This is a genomic window from Pseudomonas sp. W2I6, assembly GCF_030815935.1.
Lineage (GTDB): Bacteria > Pseudomonadota > Gammaproteobacteria > Pseudomonadales > Pseudomonadaceae > Aquipseudomonas.
In genome coordinates this window covers 7,023,410-7,039,956 of the sequence record NZ_JAUSXJ010000001.1, presented here as the reverse complement: position 1 = coordinate 7,039,956, position 16,547 = coordinate 7,023,410, and the positions used below count along the sequence as shown (strand labels likewise).

Annotated in this window: 12 protein-coding genes; 11 read left to right on the top strand and 1 reads right to left on the bottom strand. The window is 63.4% G+C overall.

Annotated features, from left to right (window positions below):
* The first annotated feature begins 76 nt into the window (after positions 1-76).
* The 3 genes from QF039_RS32390 to QF039_RS32380 are packed head-to-tail and all read left to right on the top strand — an operon-like array spanning position 77 to position 2,816.
* Complete coding sequence (locus QF039_RS32390; protein WP_003217364.1) at positions 77-865, top strand: ABC transporter ATP-binding protein; 789 nt, start codon at positions 77-79, stop codon at positions 863-865.
* Positions 862-1,809, top strand: coding sequence for an ABC transporter substrate-binding protein (locus QF039_RS32385; protein WP_177020776.1), 948 nt, complete (start codon positions 862-864; stop codon positions 1,807-1,809). Before QF039_RS32390 ends, QF039_RS32385 begins: the two co-directional genes overlap by 4 nt.
* Complete coding sequence (locus tag QF039_RS32380) at positions 1,806-2,816, top strand: iron ABC transporter permease (RefSeq protein WP_307522587.1); 1,011 nt, start codon at positions 1,806-1,808, stop codon at positions 2,814-2,816. The genes QF039_RS32385 and QF039_RS32380 overlap by 4 nt, the downstream gene beginning before the upstream one ends.
* Here QF039_RS32380 and QF039_RS32375 read toward each other — a convergent pair.
* Complete coding sequence (locus QF039_RS32375; protein ID WP_307522585.1) at positions 2,813-8,734, bottom strand: hypothetical protein; 5,922 nt, start codon at positions 8,732-8,734, stop codon at positions 2,813-2,815. The genes QF039_RS32380 and QF039_RS32375 overlap by 4 nt on opposite strands.
* 297 nt (positions 8,735-9,031) lie before the next feature.
* Here QF039_RS32375 and urtA point away from each other — a divergent pair, with 297 nt between their 5' ends.
* From urtA to QF039_RS32335, 8 genes are all read left to right on the top strand, one after another.
* Positions 9,032-10,297 (top strand): urea ABC transporter substrate-binding protein, encoded by a 1,266-nt coding sequence (gene urtA / locus QF039_RS32370; RefSeq protein WP_003217372.1) that lies wholly within the window; start codon positions 9,032-9,034, stop codon positions 10,295-10,297.
* A 132-nt stretch (positions 10,298-10,429) separates the two neighbouring features.
* A complete protein-coding gene (gene urtB, locus QF039_RS32365; RefSeq protein ID WP_003217374.1) occupies positions 10,430-11,932 on the top strand; it encodes an urea ABC transporter permease subunit UrtB in 1,503 nt (500 codons plus the stop codon).
* Positions 11,932-13,011, top strand: a complete 1,080-nt coding sequence (gene urtC / locus QF039_RS32360; RefSeq protein ID WP_008439056.1) for an urea ABC transporter permease subunit UrtC — start codon at positions 11,932-11,934, stop codon at positions 13,009-13,011. The genes urtB and urtC overlap by 1 nt, the downstream gene beginning before the upstream one ends.
* Complete coding sequence (gene urtD / locus QF039_RS32355; RefSeq protein WP_003217378.1) at positions 13,008-13,868, top strand: urea ABC transporter ATP-binding protein UrtD; 861 nt, start codon at positions 13,008-13,010, stop codon at positions 13,866-13,868. Before urtC ends, urtD begins: the two co-directional genes overlap by 4 nt.
* 127 nt (positions 13,869-13,995) lie before the next feature.
* Positions 13,996-14,694 carry an urea ABC transporter ATP-binding subunit UrtE gene (gene urtE, locus QF039_RS32350; protein ID WP_003217380.1) on the top strand — a complete coding sequence of 233 codons (699 nt, stop codon included), beginning with the start codon at positions 13,996-13,998 and terminating at the stop codon, positions 14,692-14,694.
* Between the two features lie 30 nt (positions 14,695-14,724).
* Complete coding sequence (locus QF039_RS32345; RefSeq protein WP_307522581.1) at positions 14,725-15,564, top strand: urease accessory protein UreD; 840 nt, start codon at positions 14,725-14,727, stop codon at positions 15,562-15,564.
* Between the two features lie 148 nt (positions 15,565-15,712).
* A complete protein-coding gene (gene ureA, locus QF039_RS32340) occupies positions 15,713-16,015 on the top strand; it encodes an urease subunit gamma (protein ID WP_003217383.1) in 303 nt (100 codons plus the stop codon).
* A gap of 9 nt (positions 16,016-16,024) precedes the next feature.
* A complete protein-coding gene (locus tag QF039_RS32335; RefSeq protein ID WP_003217385.1) occupies positions 16,025-16,546 on the top strand; it encodes a GNAT family N-acetyltransferase in 522 nt (173 codons plus the stop codon).
* Position 16,547: the final 1 nt, after the last annotated feature.

The window sequence follows — 16,547 nt, the reverse complement described above, 5'->3', positions numbered from 1 at the left end:
GTATCTGTTACTGATCCACCGCTTTCGCGAGCAAGCCCGCTCCCACATTTGTCCTGTGTTGGACCTGAGAGTAAAGATGACCTCACTCAACCTCACCGCCCTCGCCTGGACCCCACCAGGCCACGAGCACTGTCATCACCAGTTCCAACTGCGTGACGCCAGCCTGCACGTGAACGCCGGTGAGTTCGTCGGGCTGATCGGGCCCAACGGCAGCGGCAAGACCAGCCTGCTGCGCTGCGCCTATCGGTTCAGCAAACCGGCTGACGGTGAGGTGCTGCTGGAACACCAGAACGTCTGGAAGCAATCCTCGAAGTGGTGCGCGCAACGCATTGCCGTGGTGCTCCAGGAGTTTCCCGACGCCTTCGGCCTGCGGGTGGATGAAGTGGTCGCCATGGGCCGCACACCGCACAAGGGCCTGTTCGACAGCGATACCCTTGAAGACCAGAACCTGATCCGCCAGGCCCTCGATAACGTCGGCCTGCTGGGCTTTGAAGACCACGCCTTCGCCACCCTCTCGGGCGGAGAAAAACAGCGGGTGATCCTCGCCCGCGCCCTGGCCCAGCAACCGCAACTGCTGATCCTCGACGAACCGACCAACCACCTCGACCCGCGCTACCAACTGCAATTGCTGCAACTGGTCAAGCGCCTGAACATCGGCACCCTGGCCAGCATTCACGACCTGAACCTGGCCGCCGCGTTCTGCGATCGGCTGTACGTGATCAACCACGGGCGCATCGTCGCCAGCGGCACACCTCACGAAGTGCTGACCGCCGAATTGCTGCGCGAAGTGTTCGGCGTTGAAGCATTGATCGACACTCACCCCTTGTCCGGCTACCCCCGAATCACCTGGATAACCCAACCATGATCCTGCGCTCCCTGCTGTCTCTCGCGTTGCTGCTCGGCACTTCCCAGGCGTTCGCCGAAGCGACCCATTACCCGCTGAAAATCCAGAGCTGCAACCGCGAAGTGACCTTCGCCGAGGCACCAAAACACGCGGTCAGCCACGACATCAACATGACCCAGATGATGCTCGCCCTGGGCCTCAAGTCGCACATGGCCGGCTACAGCGGCGTGACCGGCTGGAAGTCGGTCACCCCGGAAATGGCACAGATTCTCGACGGCCTGCCGGAACTGGCGAGCAAATACCCGTCGGTGGAAACCCTGCTCAATGCCAACGTCGACTTTTTCTTCGCCGGCTGGGACTACGGCATGCGCGTCGGTGGCGACCTCACCCCGCAAACCCTGCAACCGTTGGGCATCAACGTGTATGAGCTGACCGAGTCCTGTGCCTTCGTGATGAAGCGCCCGGCGGCCACCCTGGAAGACACCTATAACGACCTGCGCAACCTGGGCAAGATCTTCGATGTGCAGGACCGCGCGAATGCCTTGATCGCACAGATGCAGGCACAGGTCGCCCAAGTGCAGGAAAACCTGCCGGCCGACAAGCCCCGCGTGTTCCTCTACGACAGCGGCGAAGACCGCGCCATGACCTCCGGCCGCCTGGGCATGCCCCAGGCGCTGATCGACGCCGCCGGCGGGCGCAACATTCTCGATGACGTGGACGCCAGCTGGACCCGGGTCAACTGGGAAACCGTGGTGGAGCGCAACCCGCAGGTCATCGTGATCGTCGACTACAGCGAAATCACCGCCGAGCAAAAAGAGCAGTTCCTGCTGAACAACCTGGCGCTGCAATCGGTGGACGCGATCAAGAACCAGCGCTTTATCGTGATCCCCTACGTGCAAGCCACGCCGGGCATCGACAACGTGCTGGCGGTTGAAACCCTGGCCAAGGGGTTCCACGGCGAATGATCAACCGTCGCTATGCCCTGCTGCTGAGTGCCCTCGGCGCGTTGTTGCTGATCTCGTGCGTGGTCTCGCTGGGGTTCGGCTCGGCGCGGGTACCGGTGGATGTGGTGTGGCGGATCCTGCTGCATAAAGCCTTCGGCGTTGGCAAGATGGACTGGAGCGCAGGGCAGGAACATATCGTGTGGCTGATCCGCGTGCCGCGCATGCTGCTCGGCGCGTTGGTGGGCGCCGGGCTGGCGTTGATCGGTGCGGTGTTGCAGGCGGTAACGCGCAACCCGCTGGCGGATCCGCACCTGCTGGGCGTGACTTCCGGCGCCACCCTCGGCGCGGTGATCGTGGTGCTGCATGTGGGTGAAGTGATCGGCTTGCTGACCCTGCCCATCGCGGCGTTCATCGGTGCGTTGCTGAGCATGATCGTGGTGCTGGCGGTGGCCAGTCGCAACGGTCGGCTGGAGAGTGACCGCCTGCTGCTGTGCGGGGTGGCGGTGTCGTTCGTGATGATGGCGGTGGCCAATTTGCTGCTGTTCATGGGCGACCATCGCGCGGCCTCGGCGGTGATGTTCTGGATGCTCGGCGGCCTCGGGTTGGCGCGCTGGGAACTGCTGGCCATTCCCTTCGCCACGGTGTTGCTGGGGCTGGTGTTGCTGCTGGGGATGGCTCGCCCGTTGAACGCGCTGATGGCCGGCGAGCAGACCGCCGTGACCCTGGGCCTGAACGCGCGCAATGTGCGGCTCAAGGTGTTCCTGATCGCCTCGCTGATGACCGGCGTGCTGGTGTCCATCAGCGGTTCCATCGGCTTTGTCGGGCTGATGGTGCCGCACATTGCCCGGCGCCTTGTAGGTGCCGAACACCGGCGTTTGCTGCCGGTGTGCGTGCTGTTGGGCAGTGTGTTCCTGGTGTGGGTGGATGTGGCGGCCCGCACGATGATTGCCCCCGAGGACCTGCCCATCGGCGTGGCCACGGCGGCCATTGGCGGGCTGTTTTTTATCGGGCTGATGCGGCGGCGTTAAACCCCCTGGTCGGCCTGCTTGAATGCATGCAACAAGCGCCGCGCCACCTGGCTGCGGGGTTGCCAGAAGCGATCGGTTTCCAGGATGGTCAGCTTGCCCGAGGTCGCCAACCGGCGGATCACCTCGCTGGGCTTGACCTTCACCACACCCGTGTCTTCGTCGATCCAGTCATCGCGCAGCAACTGGCTTTCGTCTGCGTGATAGCTGGGCTCATAGACAATCAACGCGCCGTGCACCGGGGTGAAGTAGTAACGCGCCCCCGCGATCTTGTCCTGGCGCAGCATCTCGATGAACCCGCGGATTTCCTTCTGGGCAATGAAGTTGTGGGCCAGGCCTTCTTCGTAGCGATCCGCCAGATGCTGGCGCTCGGTGTCGAGCTTGAACAACTGCTGGACGCCCATCACCTTGTAGCCCGCCGGGTAGCGGGTCGATGTGCCGGGGTAGCCGAGGTTCATGATGCCTTCGAACAATGCCTTGTAGGCCGGTGTGTCCGGCCGCAGTCCCACGGCCACCGAGGGGCCCGGGTCTGCCACCGGTTGCACGGCGATGAAGGTGTCGCTGTCGCCGTTGCCCAGCACCGCTCCCAGCCGCGCCTGGTGCTCCAGCGGCACAACCTGTTGCCATACCTGGCGCGCGGCATCGTCCGGGTGGGCGCACAACGGGCCCAGGGCCATGCGGGTATCGCGCACTGCCAGTGTCGTGGCCAGGCGCTTTATCCGGGGCAACAAGGCATCCCAGAACGGGCTGCTGTCGAGTACCCGCAGCTCGCCGGACTCCACCAGTTTCAACACATGGCTGTCGATGCTGCCACGACTGTTGAGGTGTTTCAGATACGCCGCCTGCCGGCGGCTGGAATCCCAGTCCGGGTCGATCCTCACCGCCTGGTACCGAAACAGTGAGCCGTCGGCACATGACACATGCAACGCCAGGAACCGCTCACTCTGTGCCACCCGCAAAAAGCTCAGCGCCGCCAGCACCACGGCCGGAGCCATCAGTTGCGCGTAGCCTTCGGCCTGGGGCAACTCGGGCGCAGCACGCTGCGGCAGCCTCAGATACAGGCCTTGCAGGCTGTACCCGCTCGGCAACTGCCCGCGCAGGAACGCCCGGTCGAGGGCAAAGCCCAGGTCGTCGCCCTTGACCGGCGCACAGGCGACAAAATGCCCATTGTCGGAGGACTTGAGAATCACGCCAAAACTCAAATCGGCGCGCCCCTGGGCGTATTGATGACCATAGCGTGCCGCGTCGTCGGCATGCTTGAACACCGGGCCCAGCTGCCGATCCGCCACGGCATGGACCGCCGCCTGCGGCGCAACGTAGGCCAGGCCGGGCATCCAGCCCGGCAGCACACGCTGGGCAGAGCCCCACAACGGGCCGCCCTCCAGTACCTGCAAAGTCCCCACCCGCGCCAGCTGATTGACCAGCTCGGTGGGGCTCTTGCGGCCGCTGCGCATCTGCTGCTCGACGGCATTGCTGTAAGGGTCGTGCAGCGCCAGGCTGTTGGGGGCCAGGGAGGTTTCCAGGTGGCTGAGCAACTGCGTCGCTTCGTTGCGCCGGGCCGAATCCAGCAAGCTGCGCTCGGCGTCCTGGGTACTGAAACCGATGAGTGAGCCGTCGGGCGTCAGCAGGTATTCGTGGGTCCACAGGTGACCCGACTTCAGGGCGGTCTCCAGTACTTTGGTCGAGAACAGGTTTTGATACACCGCGTTTTCTTCAGAGGGTAACCAGAACTCCAGCACCCGGGCGACACGTGACCGGTAGCGCGCGACCATTTTCCAACCAGGGGCCAGCAGCGCCTGGCTGACGTCCAGGCCCGGCAGGATGACGTTCGGGTCGAAGTCTTCACTCAACACCGGCACCGCCAGGGTCGCGACAAACTTGCCGTTGCGCTGCAACACCAGCCCGCCTTGCAGCGTGTCGCGCTGTGTGCCCAGCTGTTGGTGGACGTAACGCACCGCATCGGCCTGGTTGCTGAACAGCGGGCTCAATGGGCGACGCATAAAGTTGGCGAAGGCGGTCCATGGGGCCTGGCTGACATCCAGCTTACCCGCCAACGCCCAGCATTCGCTCGGCACCAAAACGCTCAACCAGCTCAACTTCGCCACTTCGTTGACAAACCCGACCGCCGAGAGCTGCCCGCTGGCCATCAAGGTCTGCACGTCTTCATAGACCCCCGACGGCTGGCGGACCGGGTTGAACAGCGTCGATGCCACCGGCGTTTGTACCTGCAGCAGCGCCTGGTCCAGTGTCGAGATAAACACCGGCAAGCCCGTCAGTGCGCCTGTCTCCCGTTGGCGCTTGGCCTCGACGGTGGCACTGGCCAGATCCCCGGCCGAAATAAAATGCTGCGCCAGCCAGTGTTCGGCGGTGGTCAGCCCCTGTGGCATCCAGTTGCGCCGGTAAACCAAGGCGTGCAGTTGATAACCCGCGGGGTAAATGAACTCGCCTTCGTCATCCACGGCAAACACGGCGCTCAAGGCGAACAGCCCGGCCCTATCCCAGGCGGGTACAAGCTCGGAGCAGACAAAGGCGTCCTGATCGCGATGCTTGAGCATGAAACCGAAACCGGTTTGCGTCGGTGCTTCATGGTCCAGGCGCGTGTGCAGTGCCCGAGCCGCGTCAGCGGCACTGGCGCAGACCGGGCCATAGGCAATCTGCTCCGGACGTTCGCGCCGGGGTATCGGCAGGCGTGGCCGCCAGTGTTCGGCGATCAGCCCCGGCGCGCCCCACAACGGGTTGGCCTGCACCACCCGCACGCTGCCGGCCGCCGCCACCTGGCTGATCCACTCCAGCGCCGTCAGCGTGCCGCTGGCCAGGTTGAGGGCCGTTGGGCTGCGATGGGGCAAGGGGTCGAGCGCCTTGAACAGGTTCGCCTGGGCGGCAGAGTCGATCAGGTCATACGCCAGCAAACAATCTTCGGCGCCCGACAGGTAGGCCACGGACACCTGTTGGCGATTGCGGATCAGCGTGTGCACGTCCAGGGCGCTGAACATCTGCGCCTCCAGGCAGGCATCGTCCCGCGACCAGCCCGGGCGCTGCAGGCGCTCGGGTTCCAGCAACGAAACCCCGCGGCTGGAACCGTACACGGCCTTCAGCATGTGACCGGGCGGGAGCAGTGAGCGGCCCTTGACGTCCTGGGGGTAGACAACGCCCAGGGCAAAGCGCCCGGCGTCGCTGGCCGGCAATGGCTCGGTGGCCACGTAGAGACCGTCCGGGCGCTGCAGGATATAGCCGCAGTATTCGCCCTCACGCCAGCTGCCGATTTGCCCGTGGGCGTAGCGTGCCGCGTCTTCTACCTGGAGAAACCCGCGGCTCAGTTGCGGGCGGGGTGCCAGGGCGTAAGGTCGCCAGGTGTCGGCGACCAGCCCCGCCACATCCCACAACGTGCCCGGTTGCAACACCGACAGCGCCCCGGCGGCGGCGACCTTTTGGATCATCTCGTGGGGCGTCACGGTGGCGGCCCGCAGTTCATCCCCCAGCCCGTTGTCCGTCACCCGGCCATCGGGCAGCACCTGGTAGAGCTGGCTTTCTTCGGCCGAGCCGGAAGCGTCATAGGCCAACTGAGCGCCGTCCGCCGTGCTGAGGTAGAAGGCCAGATTGCTCTCGGGGTGGATGCGCAGCGCGGCAATCCCCTGGGCAAAATCCGTGGTGTCGATAAAGCCCTCGTACAACCAGGGTTCGGCGCCGATGCCGGTGGCGTCCGGTGCGCTGCGGCAGTACCAGCCACGCAGGGCGAAGCCTGGCGGCAGGCTGGCATTGCCAAAAACATTCGCCAACACGAAAAGGGTTTCGCCGGCGGGTATCGGTGCGCAAGGCTCGCTGACCACATACTGCTCTGCACTCGAGTGTTTGAGGATGCAACCGACTCGCCGGCCATCCGCCGTTGCCTGCATACGGTCATGGGCATAACGGGCGGCGGTTGCCAGGTCAGTGAAAACCCAGCTCAGGGGCATATCAATGGGGGCTGCGGCGGCGAAAGGCGTTTCGGGCTCCCAGGTGGCCGGGACCCGGCCCTGGACGTTGTACCAGGTCTCATCCGCCAGCAGCACCGTCAACTCACCGAGTTTTACCAGCTCTTTGATCAGCCCTTCACGCGTGCCGTCAAAACCTTGTACGCGGGCCACACCTTGGCCATCGCGTTCAACTTGTGCCAGGTACTCGCCGAATTCACGCTCGGCCCGAGAGCCGCTGACAGCGTATTTGATCAACGTACCGTTCGTTCCGCTGGTGTAAAGCACCTTGATCTGATCGGAAAAAACCAGCGTCATGTCGATCGCTTGAGTCGACGGTGCACTGACCAGGAACGCCAGCTGTCGCGAGGTTTTTTGAGGATAGTTGGCACGCACCTCGGCCAGGTCGTAGACAGGTCGATTGAACTCGCCAACCATTTGGTGCCCTTCAAGCTCGACCCGCGTCAGAGCGTTGTCGGTGGGCAATGCCCCGCCCCACAACGACAGCCACCTGTCAGGGTCTGACAGCCTGGAGGCCACAAACAGCCCATCGCTGCGCTTGAAGATGTAAGCCTGGAGAAAAGAGCCGTGGGGTGAACCCACCTTGTAATGCAGGTAGCGTGCGACATCATCGGCAGTGACGAAGGCAGGGCTCAGCGACGCATGGACTTTCGCGAAGGCGCGCCATTGCGGTCCTACCACTCCGGCCTTGTCCCATATCCGTCCGGGCTCAACCACCGTCAGCGTGCCCACGGCAGCCACTTGCCGGACAAACTCGGAAGGGCTCAAGGTAGCGTCCTTCAAGCGTCCGTCGAGATCCGCGCCGCGATTGGCGAACAGCTGGGACTGCGCCTGCGAGCCGGTGCAGTGGTACATCAGCAGCGCGCCGTCGTTGGCGCGCAAGTAAAAGTGCAAGCCCAGGTCGTCGGTCCCCGCCATCATCACCACGGCAGCCAACGCGGAAGCCGTGAAGAAGTTTTCCGCCAGCCACGACTCTTTCGCCACGGTCGGTTTCGCTTGCGGTGATAGGGAGCAGTAAATACCGAAGGTCAAAAACTCACTGTCCGCCTTGTGCACTTTTGGCAGTGACAACTTGCCACTGGTCAGCGCAAACGCCGCCTTGAGTTCATCCGACGGAAATTCGGCCACGTACTGGTTCGACGCGCTTTTGTACAGGTAGCCAAAGAGACTCTCCTGCCGTGCAAACCCCAGCGGCGGCAAGACTGATCGCACCGCGTCCTGCCACCGGCGGCTGACTTGGCTGGCGAGAGGCGCCAGTGCGTCCTGCCCGATTTGCGACAGGGTTTGATTGAGGGTCCACGGCGCCAGCAGTTGGCCAGGCTTTCCACCCAGCTCGGCGTTGGCAACGATGACCCGCAGGTAGCCGGCCCTGGCCGTCTGATTGATAAAGGCGATGTAGTCGTCGAAATCTGCCGCAGGCTTGGCCGCCATCAACGTGTTCAAGAAGCTGGCCTCAGTCGCAGAGCCGCTGCTTTCATACTGGATGAGCGAGCCATAGAACCCGGACAGGTAGTAACGGGTGCACAGCATGCGCACCTGGATGATGATGCGCAGGATATTGATGGGGAAAAAGCTGCGATCCAGGCGGCGCTGCGCGCCTGTCCAGTGCTGTATCTGCGCGGAGCGTCGGGTGCCATCCTCGCCGCGCGAACTGTACAGGGCGTGAACGCTGTGGCCCTCGTACGCCAGGAAATTCCTGTTGGCATCGACCTTGAGCAGGTCGCTCTGGAAATCGAATGCAGTGGCGGTGCCGGCCACCGGCACGCTTGGCAGGTACATCCCGTCATCACGCTTGAAAACCAGCCCGCCAAATACCGTCTCGCGCCGGTTGCCGATCTGTTGATGCGCCCAATGGGCGGCATCGTGATCGGTAACGAACGCCGGCCCCAGATGGGGAACCGGCCTGCGCGTGCTCGCCGCTTGATCGTCTTGAATGTGAGTACTGTCCATGTTCATCGTCACTTGAGTGAAGTTAAGAAAACTGGCGCTGCCCCTGGGTTGCCGGGGGCACCAGGCAGGCTTCACTTTCAAGGGTTTGGCTGGACGCAGGCATTAGATAGTTAAGGCTCGGGGCGCCAGGCACCATCAGGGTGCGCCTGCACGCACAGCCTGCGTTGATTGGCGCCGCATTGGTGCATCGCCCACCCCCACAGCCCGGTCACGGCTCGCGCGCACCACGATTGCGCGCCCCGGCACAGCCTTTGCAATCACTCCCTCATCACATCATTGAGTCATGGAGATTGCACAATGAAGCGTCGCAGCTTGATCAAGGCTTTCACACTGTCGGCATCCATCGCCGCGATGGGCATGACCTGGACGGTACAGGCCGCCGAGACCATCAAGGTCGGCATCCTGCACTCGCTGTCCGGGACCATGGCGATCTCCGAGACCTCGCTCAAAGACATGGCGCTGATGACCATCGACGAGATCAACGCCAAGGGCGGCGTGAACGGCAAGATGCTCGAACCGGTAGTGGTGGACCCGGCTTCCAACTGGCCGCTGTTCGCTGAAAAGGGCCGCCAGTTGCTGACCCAGGACAAGGTCGCCGTGGTGTTCGGTTGCTGGACCTCGGTGTCGCGCAAATCGGTATTGCCGGTGTTCGAAGAACTCAACGGCCTGCTGTTCTACCCGGTGCAATACGAAGGCGAAGAGATGTCGCCGAACGTGTTCTATACCGGTGCGGCGCCGAACCAGCAGGCGATCCCGGCGGTGGAATATCTGATGAGCGAAGAAGGCGGCGGCGCCAAGCGCTTCTTCCTGCTGGGCACCGACTACGTGTACCCGCGCACCACCAACAAGATCCTGCGTTCGTTCCTACACTCCAAAGGCGTAGCGGATAAAGACATCGAAGAGGTCTACACCCCGTTCGGCCACAGCGATTACCAGACCATCGTGGCCAACATCAAAAAATTCTCCGCCGGTGGCAAGACCGCGGTGATCTCCACCGTGAACGGCGACTCCAACGTGCCGTTCTACAAAGAGCTGGCCAACCAGGGCCTGAAGGCTACCGACGTACCGGTCGTCGCCTTCTCCGTGGGTGAAGAAGAACTGCGCGGCATCGACACCAAGCCGCTGGTGGGCAACCTCGCCGCCTGGAACTACTTCCAGTCGGTGGAGAACCCGGTGAACAAGAAATTCGTCGCCGACTGGAAAGCCTACGCCAAGGCCCACAACCTGCCGGGCGCGGACAAAGCCGTGACCAACGACCCGATGGAAGCCACCTACGTGGGCATCCACATGTGGGCGCAGGCGGTGGAGAAAGCCAAGTCCACCGACGTCGACAAAGTGCGTGAAGCCATGGCCGGGCAGACCTTTGCCGCGCCGTCCGGCTTCACCCTGACCATGGACAAGACCAACCACCACCTGCACAAGCCGGTGATGATCGGCGAGATCCAGTCTGACGGGCAATTCTCGGTGGTGTGGCAGACCCAGGAGCCGATTCGTGCCCAGCCGTGGAGCCCGTACATTCCGGGGAATGACAAGAAGCCGGATTACGCCGTCAAGAGCAACTAAGACCGCCGCACTGATCGTTCCCACGCTCCGCGTGGGAATGCATCCCGTGACGCTCTGCGTCACACAGCGGACGCAGAGCGTCCAAGGCGGCATTCCCACGCAGAGCGTGGGAACGATCTATAGGAAACTGCCATGCCCACTGCCCTATACCGCTTCATCCTCGCCGCCCTGCTGTTGCTGCCCCTCGCCGCACACGCCAGCGACGCCGAAGACTTCATCAACGCCAACCCGATGCAACAAGCCAAGCTGCTCCAGGACTGGGCCGCCCAGCCCGACCCGGCGCGCATCGAGCTGGTGGACGCCCTGCAACAAGGCCAGATCAGCGTCAACGGCGAAACCAAGACCGTACGCCTGAACAACCGCCTGCGCGGCCTGATCGACAACGTGCAAGCCAGCCAGGAATTGCTCGCTGCCGACCCCAAGGTGCGCCTTGCCGCCGCCCAGACTCTGCAAAAAAGTGCACAACCTGCGCAGCTGAAATTCCTCGACCAGCAACTCGCCGGCGAAACCAATGATGACGTACACACAGCCCTCAGTCTCGCCCTGGCCAACCTGCAACTGGTAGACCCCGACCCGGCCGTGCGCCTGGCCGCCGTGCGCTTGCTCGGCGGCACCGGCGACCCGCTGGCCCGCACTCGCCTGGAAGCCTTGCTCGCTCCCGGCGTCGAAGCCGACGCCACGGTGCACACCGCCGCCGAAACCAGCCTGGCCCAGGTCAAACGCAAACTGATGGTGGGCGAGATTCTCGGCCAGGCCTTCAGCGGCATGTCCCTGGGCTCGATCCTGCTGCTGGCGGCGCTCGGCCTGGCGATCACCTTCGGCCTGCTCGGGGTGATCAACATGGCCCACGGCGAGATGCTGATGCTCGGCGCCTACTCCACCTATGTGGTGCAGTTGCTGATGCAGCGCTACGTGCCCCAGGCCATCGAGTTCTACCCGCTGATCGCGCTGCCGGTGGCGTTTTTTGTCACCGCCGCCATCGGCATGGCCCTGGAGCGCACGGTGATTCGTCACCTCTACGGCCGCCCGCTGGAAACCCTGCTCGCCACCTGGGGCATCAGCCTGATGCTGATCCAACTGGTGCGCCTGGTGTTCGGTGCGCAGAACGTTGAAGTGGCCAACCCCGAGTGGCTGTCCGGCGGGATCCAGGTGCTGCCCAACCTGGTGCTGCCGTACAACCGCATCGTGATCATCGCCTTCGCGCTGTTCGTGGTGGTGCTGACCTGGCTGCTGCTGAACAAGACGCGCCTGGGCCTCAACGTGCGCGCCGTGACCCAGAACCGCAACATGGCCGCCTGCTGCGGCGTGCCCACCGGACGCGTGGACATGCTCGCCTTTGGCCTCGGCTCCGGCATAGCGGGCCTCGGTGGCGTGGCCCTGAGCCAGATCGGCAACGTCGGCCCGGACCTCGGCCAGAGCTACATCATCGACTCGTTCCTGGTGGTGGTACTCGGCGGTGTCGGCCAGTTGGCCGGTAGCGTCATGGCCGCCTTCGGCCTGGGGATAGCCAACAAGATTCTTGAGCCGCAGATCGGTGCCGTACTCGGCAAGATCCTGATCCTCGCGCTGATCATTCTGTTCATCCAGAAACGCCCGCAAGGACTCTTCGCACTGAAAGGACGGGTGATCGACTGATGAACCAGCCATTGATGCTTACGGCCGCGCAAAAGGCCGGCCCCAAGGTGACCGTCGCGGTCGGTGCAGTGGTGCTGATCCTGCTGCTGGCGCTGCCGTTGTTCTCGCTGTTGTCACCGGAAAATCCGCTGCACGTTTCCGCCTATACCCTGACGTTGGTGGGCAAGATTCTGTGCTACGCCATCGTCGCCCTGGCCCTGGATCTGGTGTGGGGTTATGCCGGGATGTTGTCCCTCGGCCACGGCCTGTTCTTTGCGCTGGGCGGTTATGCCATGGGCATGTACCTGATGCGCCAGGCGTCCGGCGATGAGCTGCCGGCGTTCATGACCTTTTTGTCGTGGACCGAGTTGCCGTGGTACTGGACCGGCACCAGCCACTTCCTCTGGGCAATGTGCCTGGTGGTGTTGGCGCCGGGATTGCTGGCGCTGGTGTTCGGATTCTTCGCCTTCCGCTCACGGATCAAGGGCGTGTACTTCTCGATCATGACCCAGGCCCTGACCTTCGCCGGGATGCTGTTGTTCTTCCGCAACGAGACCGGGTTCGGCGGCAATAACGGCTTTACCAATTTCCGCAGCATCCTCGGGTTTGGCATCACCGAGCCGGGCACGCGAGCGGCGCTGTTTGTGGCCACCGTGGTGTTGTTGGTGGCGAGCCTGTTCATCGGCTGGCGCCTGGCCCAGAGCAAGTTCGGCCGGGTACTGACAGCGCTGCGGGATGCGGAAAATCGCCTGATGTTCTGCGGCTACGACCCGCGTGGCTTCAAGCTGTTCGTGTGGGTGTTGAGCGCCGTGCTGTGTGGTTTGGCGGGCGCGTTGTATGTGCCGCAAGTGGGCATCATCAACCCCAGCGAAATGTCGCCGACCAACTCCATCGAGGCCGCTGTGTGGGTGGCCCTCGGCGGGCGTGGAACCTTGATCGGCCCGCTGCTGGGCGCCGGTGTGGTCAACGGCATGAAGAGCTGGTTCACCGTGGCGTTTCCTGAGTATTGGCTGTTCTTCCTCGGTGCACTGTTCATTATCGTCACCCTGTATTTGCCCAAGGGTGTGATTGGCCTGCTGAAGAAAAGGGGCGACCAATGAGAATTACAGCGACGGCGGAATTCATGCTCGAGCCCATTCTTGAACCGAACAAAGACCAGGGCAGCGCCCGCGATGCCATCGGCCTCGGCCAGGCGGCGGGCAAAGGCCTGAACACCCGCCACGGCACGATCCTGACCCTGGAAGACATCAGCGTCAGCTTCGACGGCTTCAAGGCGTTGAACGACTTGAACCTGTACATCGGCGTCGGCGAATTGCGCTGCATCATCGGCCCCAACGGCGCGGGCAAGACCACGCTGATGGACGTGATCACCGGCAAGACCCGGCCCAGCCACGGCAAGGCCTGGTTCGGCGAAACCCTCGACCTGACGAGCATGAGCGAAGTGCAGATCGCCCAGGCCGGCATCGGTCGCAAGTTCCAGAAGCCCACGGTATTCGAAGCCCTCAGCGTGTTTGAAAACCTGGAGCTGGCGCAGAAGACCGACAAATCGGTGTGGGCCAGCCTGCGGGCGCGCTTGAGTGGTGAGCAGAAAGACCGCATCAGCGAAGTGCTCGACACCATCCGCCTCACCGCTTCAGTCAATCGCCCGGCCGGCTTGCTGTCCCACGGCCAGAAACAGTTCCTGGAAATCGGCATGTTGCTGATGCAGGACCCGCAACTGTTGCTGCTGGATGAACCGGTGGCGGGCATGACCGATGCCGAAACCGAGTTCACCGCCGAGCTGTTCAAGCGCCTGGCGGGCAAGCATTCGCTGATGGTGGTGGAACACGACATGGGCTTTGTCGGCTCGATTGCCGACCACGTGACGGTGTTGCACCAGGGCAGCGTGCTGGCCGAAGGGTCGCTGGAACAGGTGCAGGAAAATGAGCGGGTGATCGAGGTTTACCTCGGTCGCTGAACCTGATCGTTCCCACGCTCCGCGTGGGAATGCATCCGGTGACGCTCTGCGTCACACGGCGGACGCGGAGCGTCCATTGCGGCATTCCCACGCAGAGCGTGGGAACGATCATTAAGGGGAACTGAACATGCTGCAAGTCGACAAGCTGCACCAGTACTACGGCGGTAGCCACATCCTGCGCGGGCTTTCCTTTGAGGTAAAAGTCGGCGAAGTCACCTGCCTGCTGGGCCGCAACGGCGTGGGCAAGACTACCCTGCTCAAGTGCCTGATGGGTTTGCTGCCGGCCAAGGAAGGTGCGGTGAACTGGGAAGGCCGCGCCATTACCGGCTTCAAGCCGCACCAGCGGGTGCACGCTGGTATCGCTTACGTGCCCCAGGGCCGGGAGATTTTTGGCCGCCTGACAGTGGAAGAAAACCTGCTGATGGGCCTGTCACGCTTCCCCGGCTCCGAAGCCAAGGAAGTGCCCGCCTTCATCTACGAGCTGTTCCCGGTGCTGCTGCAAATGAAGCAACGCCGGGGTGGTGACTTGTCCGGCGGCCAGCAACAGCAGCTGGCTATCGGCCGGGCCCTGGCCAGCCGCCCGCGCCTGTTGATCCTCGATGAACCCACCGAAGGCATCCAGCCGTCGGTGATCAAGGAGATCGGCGCGGTGATCAAGAAGCTCGCGGCACGCGGCGACATGGCGATTCTGCTGGTGGAGCAGTTCTATGATTTTGCCGCGGAACTGGCCGACCAGTACCTGGTGATGTCCCGGGGCGAAATCGTCCAGCAGGGGCGTGGAGAAAATATGGAAAGCGAGGGTGTGCGCGGGCTCGTTACGATCTAATCTGTAGCGTCCTAACGATAAGCACTGACCATGACCCTACCTGCCCCCACCGCGCTGTTCACCCCCAGCTGGCACGCCGAGCTGGAACTCGGCTACGCGCGTTTCGGCGACACCACGCGCCCGGTGATGCGCCGCCACCTCGGCCCGCTGCGGGTGCAAAAGCATCTGTACGCCGAAGGCCCCGAGGTGTGCCAGCACATCATCGTGCACCCGCCGGGCGGGATTGCCGGCGGTGATCGTCTCGATATCAGCGCCCATGTCGCCGAAGGTGCGTGGGCGCAACTGACCAGCCCCGGCGCGGCCAAGTGGTACCGCGCCGGCGGGCCGGCGTATCAGAAACTGGAGCTGACGATTGAAGCGGGCGCGACGCTGGAATGGCTGCCGCAGGAGACCATCGTGTTCAGCGCCGCCCAGGCCGAACTCACCACCCGCATCGACCTGCAAGGCGATGCCCGGCTGTTTTATTGGGACGTGGTCGCCCTCGGGCGCCCCGCCAGCGGCGAGCGTTTCGACCTCGGGCACTTCCAGTCGCACCTGGATATCCGCCGCGACGGCCAGTTGATTTGGCATGAGCGCCAGCGCATTGTGGGCGCCGACGGTTTGCTCGACTCACCCATCGGGCTGGACGGGCAACCGGTGTTTGCGACCTTGCTGGTGACCGGCGAAATCGACCCTGAACTGCTCGAACAATGTCGCTCCCTGCCCCACGCGGTACGCGGCGACCTGACCCAATTGCCCGGCCTGCTGGTGGCCCGCTGCCTGGCCAGTGAAGCGCTGCTGGCGCGAGCCTGGCTGATCGCACTGTGGCGCCTGCTGCGCCCGGCCGTGTTGGGCCGAGAAGCGGTATCACCGAGAATCTGGAGCACATGAAGATTAAAAATGTGGGAGCGGGCTTGCTCGCGAATGCAGTGGGTCAGGCAAAGATGCATTCACTGACACACCGCATTCGCGAGCAAGCCCGCTCCCACATTGGATCTCCGGTGTTTTTACGAATGTATTTCATAGTGGACCTTGAACGATGGACCTGACCCCACGGGAAAAAGACAAACTGCTGATCTTCACCGCCGGCCTGGTAGCCGAGCGGCGGTTGGCGCGCGGTGTGAAGCTCAACTACCCGGAAACCATCGCCTACATCTCCGCCGCGTTGATGGAAGGCGCCCGCGATGGCCGCACCGTGGCCGAGCTGATGCACTTCGGCACCACCCTGCTCACCCGCGAACAGGTGATGGAAGGCATCCCGGAAATGATCCCGGACATCCAGGTGGAAGCCACCTTCCCCGACGGCACCAAGCTGGTCACCGTCCACCAACCCATCGCCTGAGGCCCGACCATGTCCTTTTTGATTCGTGATGCGGTGCACGCCGATTTGCCAGGGATTCGCGATATCTACAACGACGCGGTGCTCAACACCACGGCGATCTGGAACGAACAACCGGTAGACCTGGGCAACCGCCAGGCCTGGTTCAGCGCTCGTCAGTCACAGTTTTACCCGGTCCTGGTGGCCGTCGAAGACGAGCAGGTCATCGGCTATGCCTCGTTCGGTGACTGGCGGCCCTTCGAAGGCTTTCGCCACACCGTCGAACACTCGGTGTACGTGCGCAACGACCAGCGCGGCAAAGGCCTCGGCCCACAGCTGATGCAGGTGCTGATCGAGCGGGCGAAAACCTGCGACAAACACGTGATGGTCGCCGCCATCGAAAGCGGCAACCAGGCCTCGATCCGCCTGCATGAGCGCCTGGGTTTCATCACCACCGGGCAGATGCCCCAGGTCGGCACCAAGTTCGGACGCTGGCTGGACCTGACCTTCATGCAACTGACGCTCAACCCAGGCGCTGTGCCGCCCAAGGAGTGAC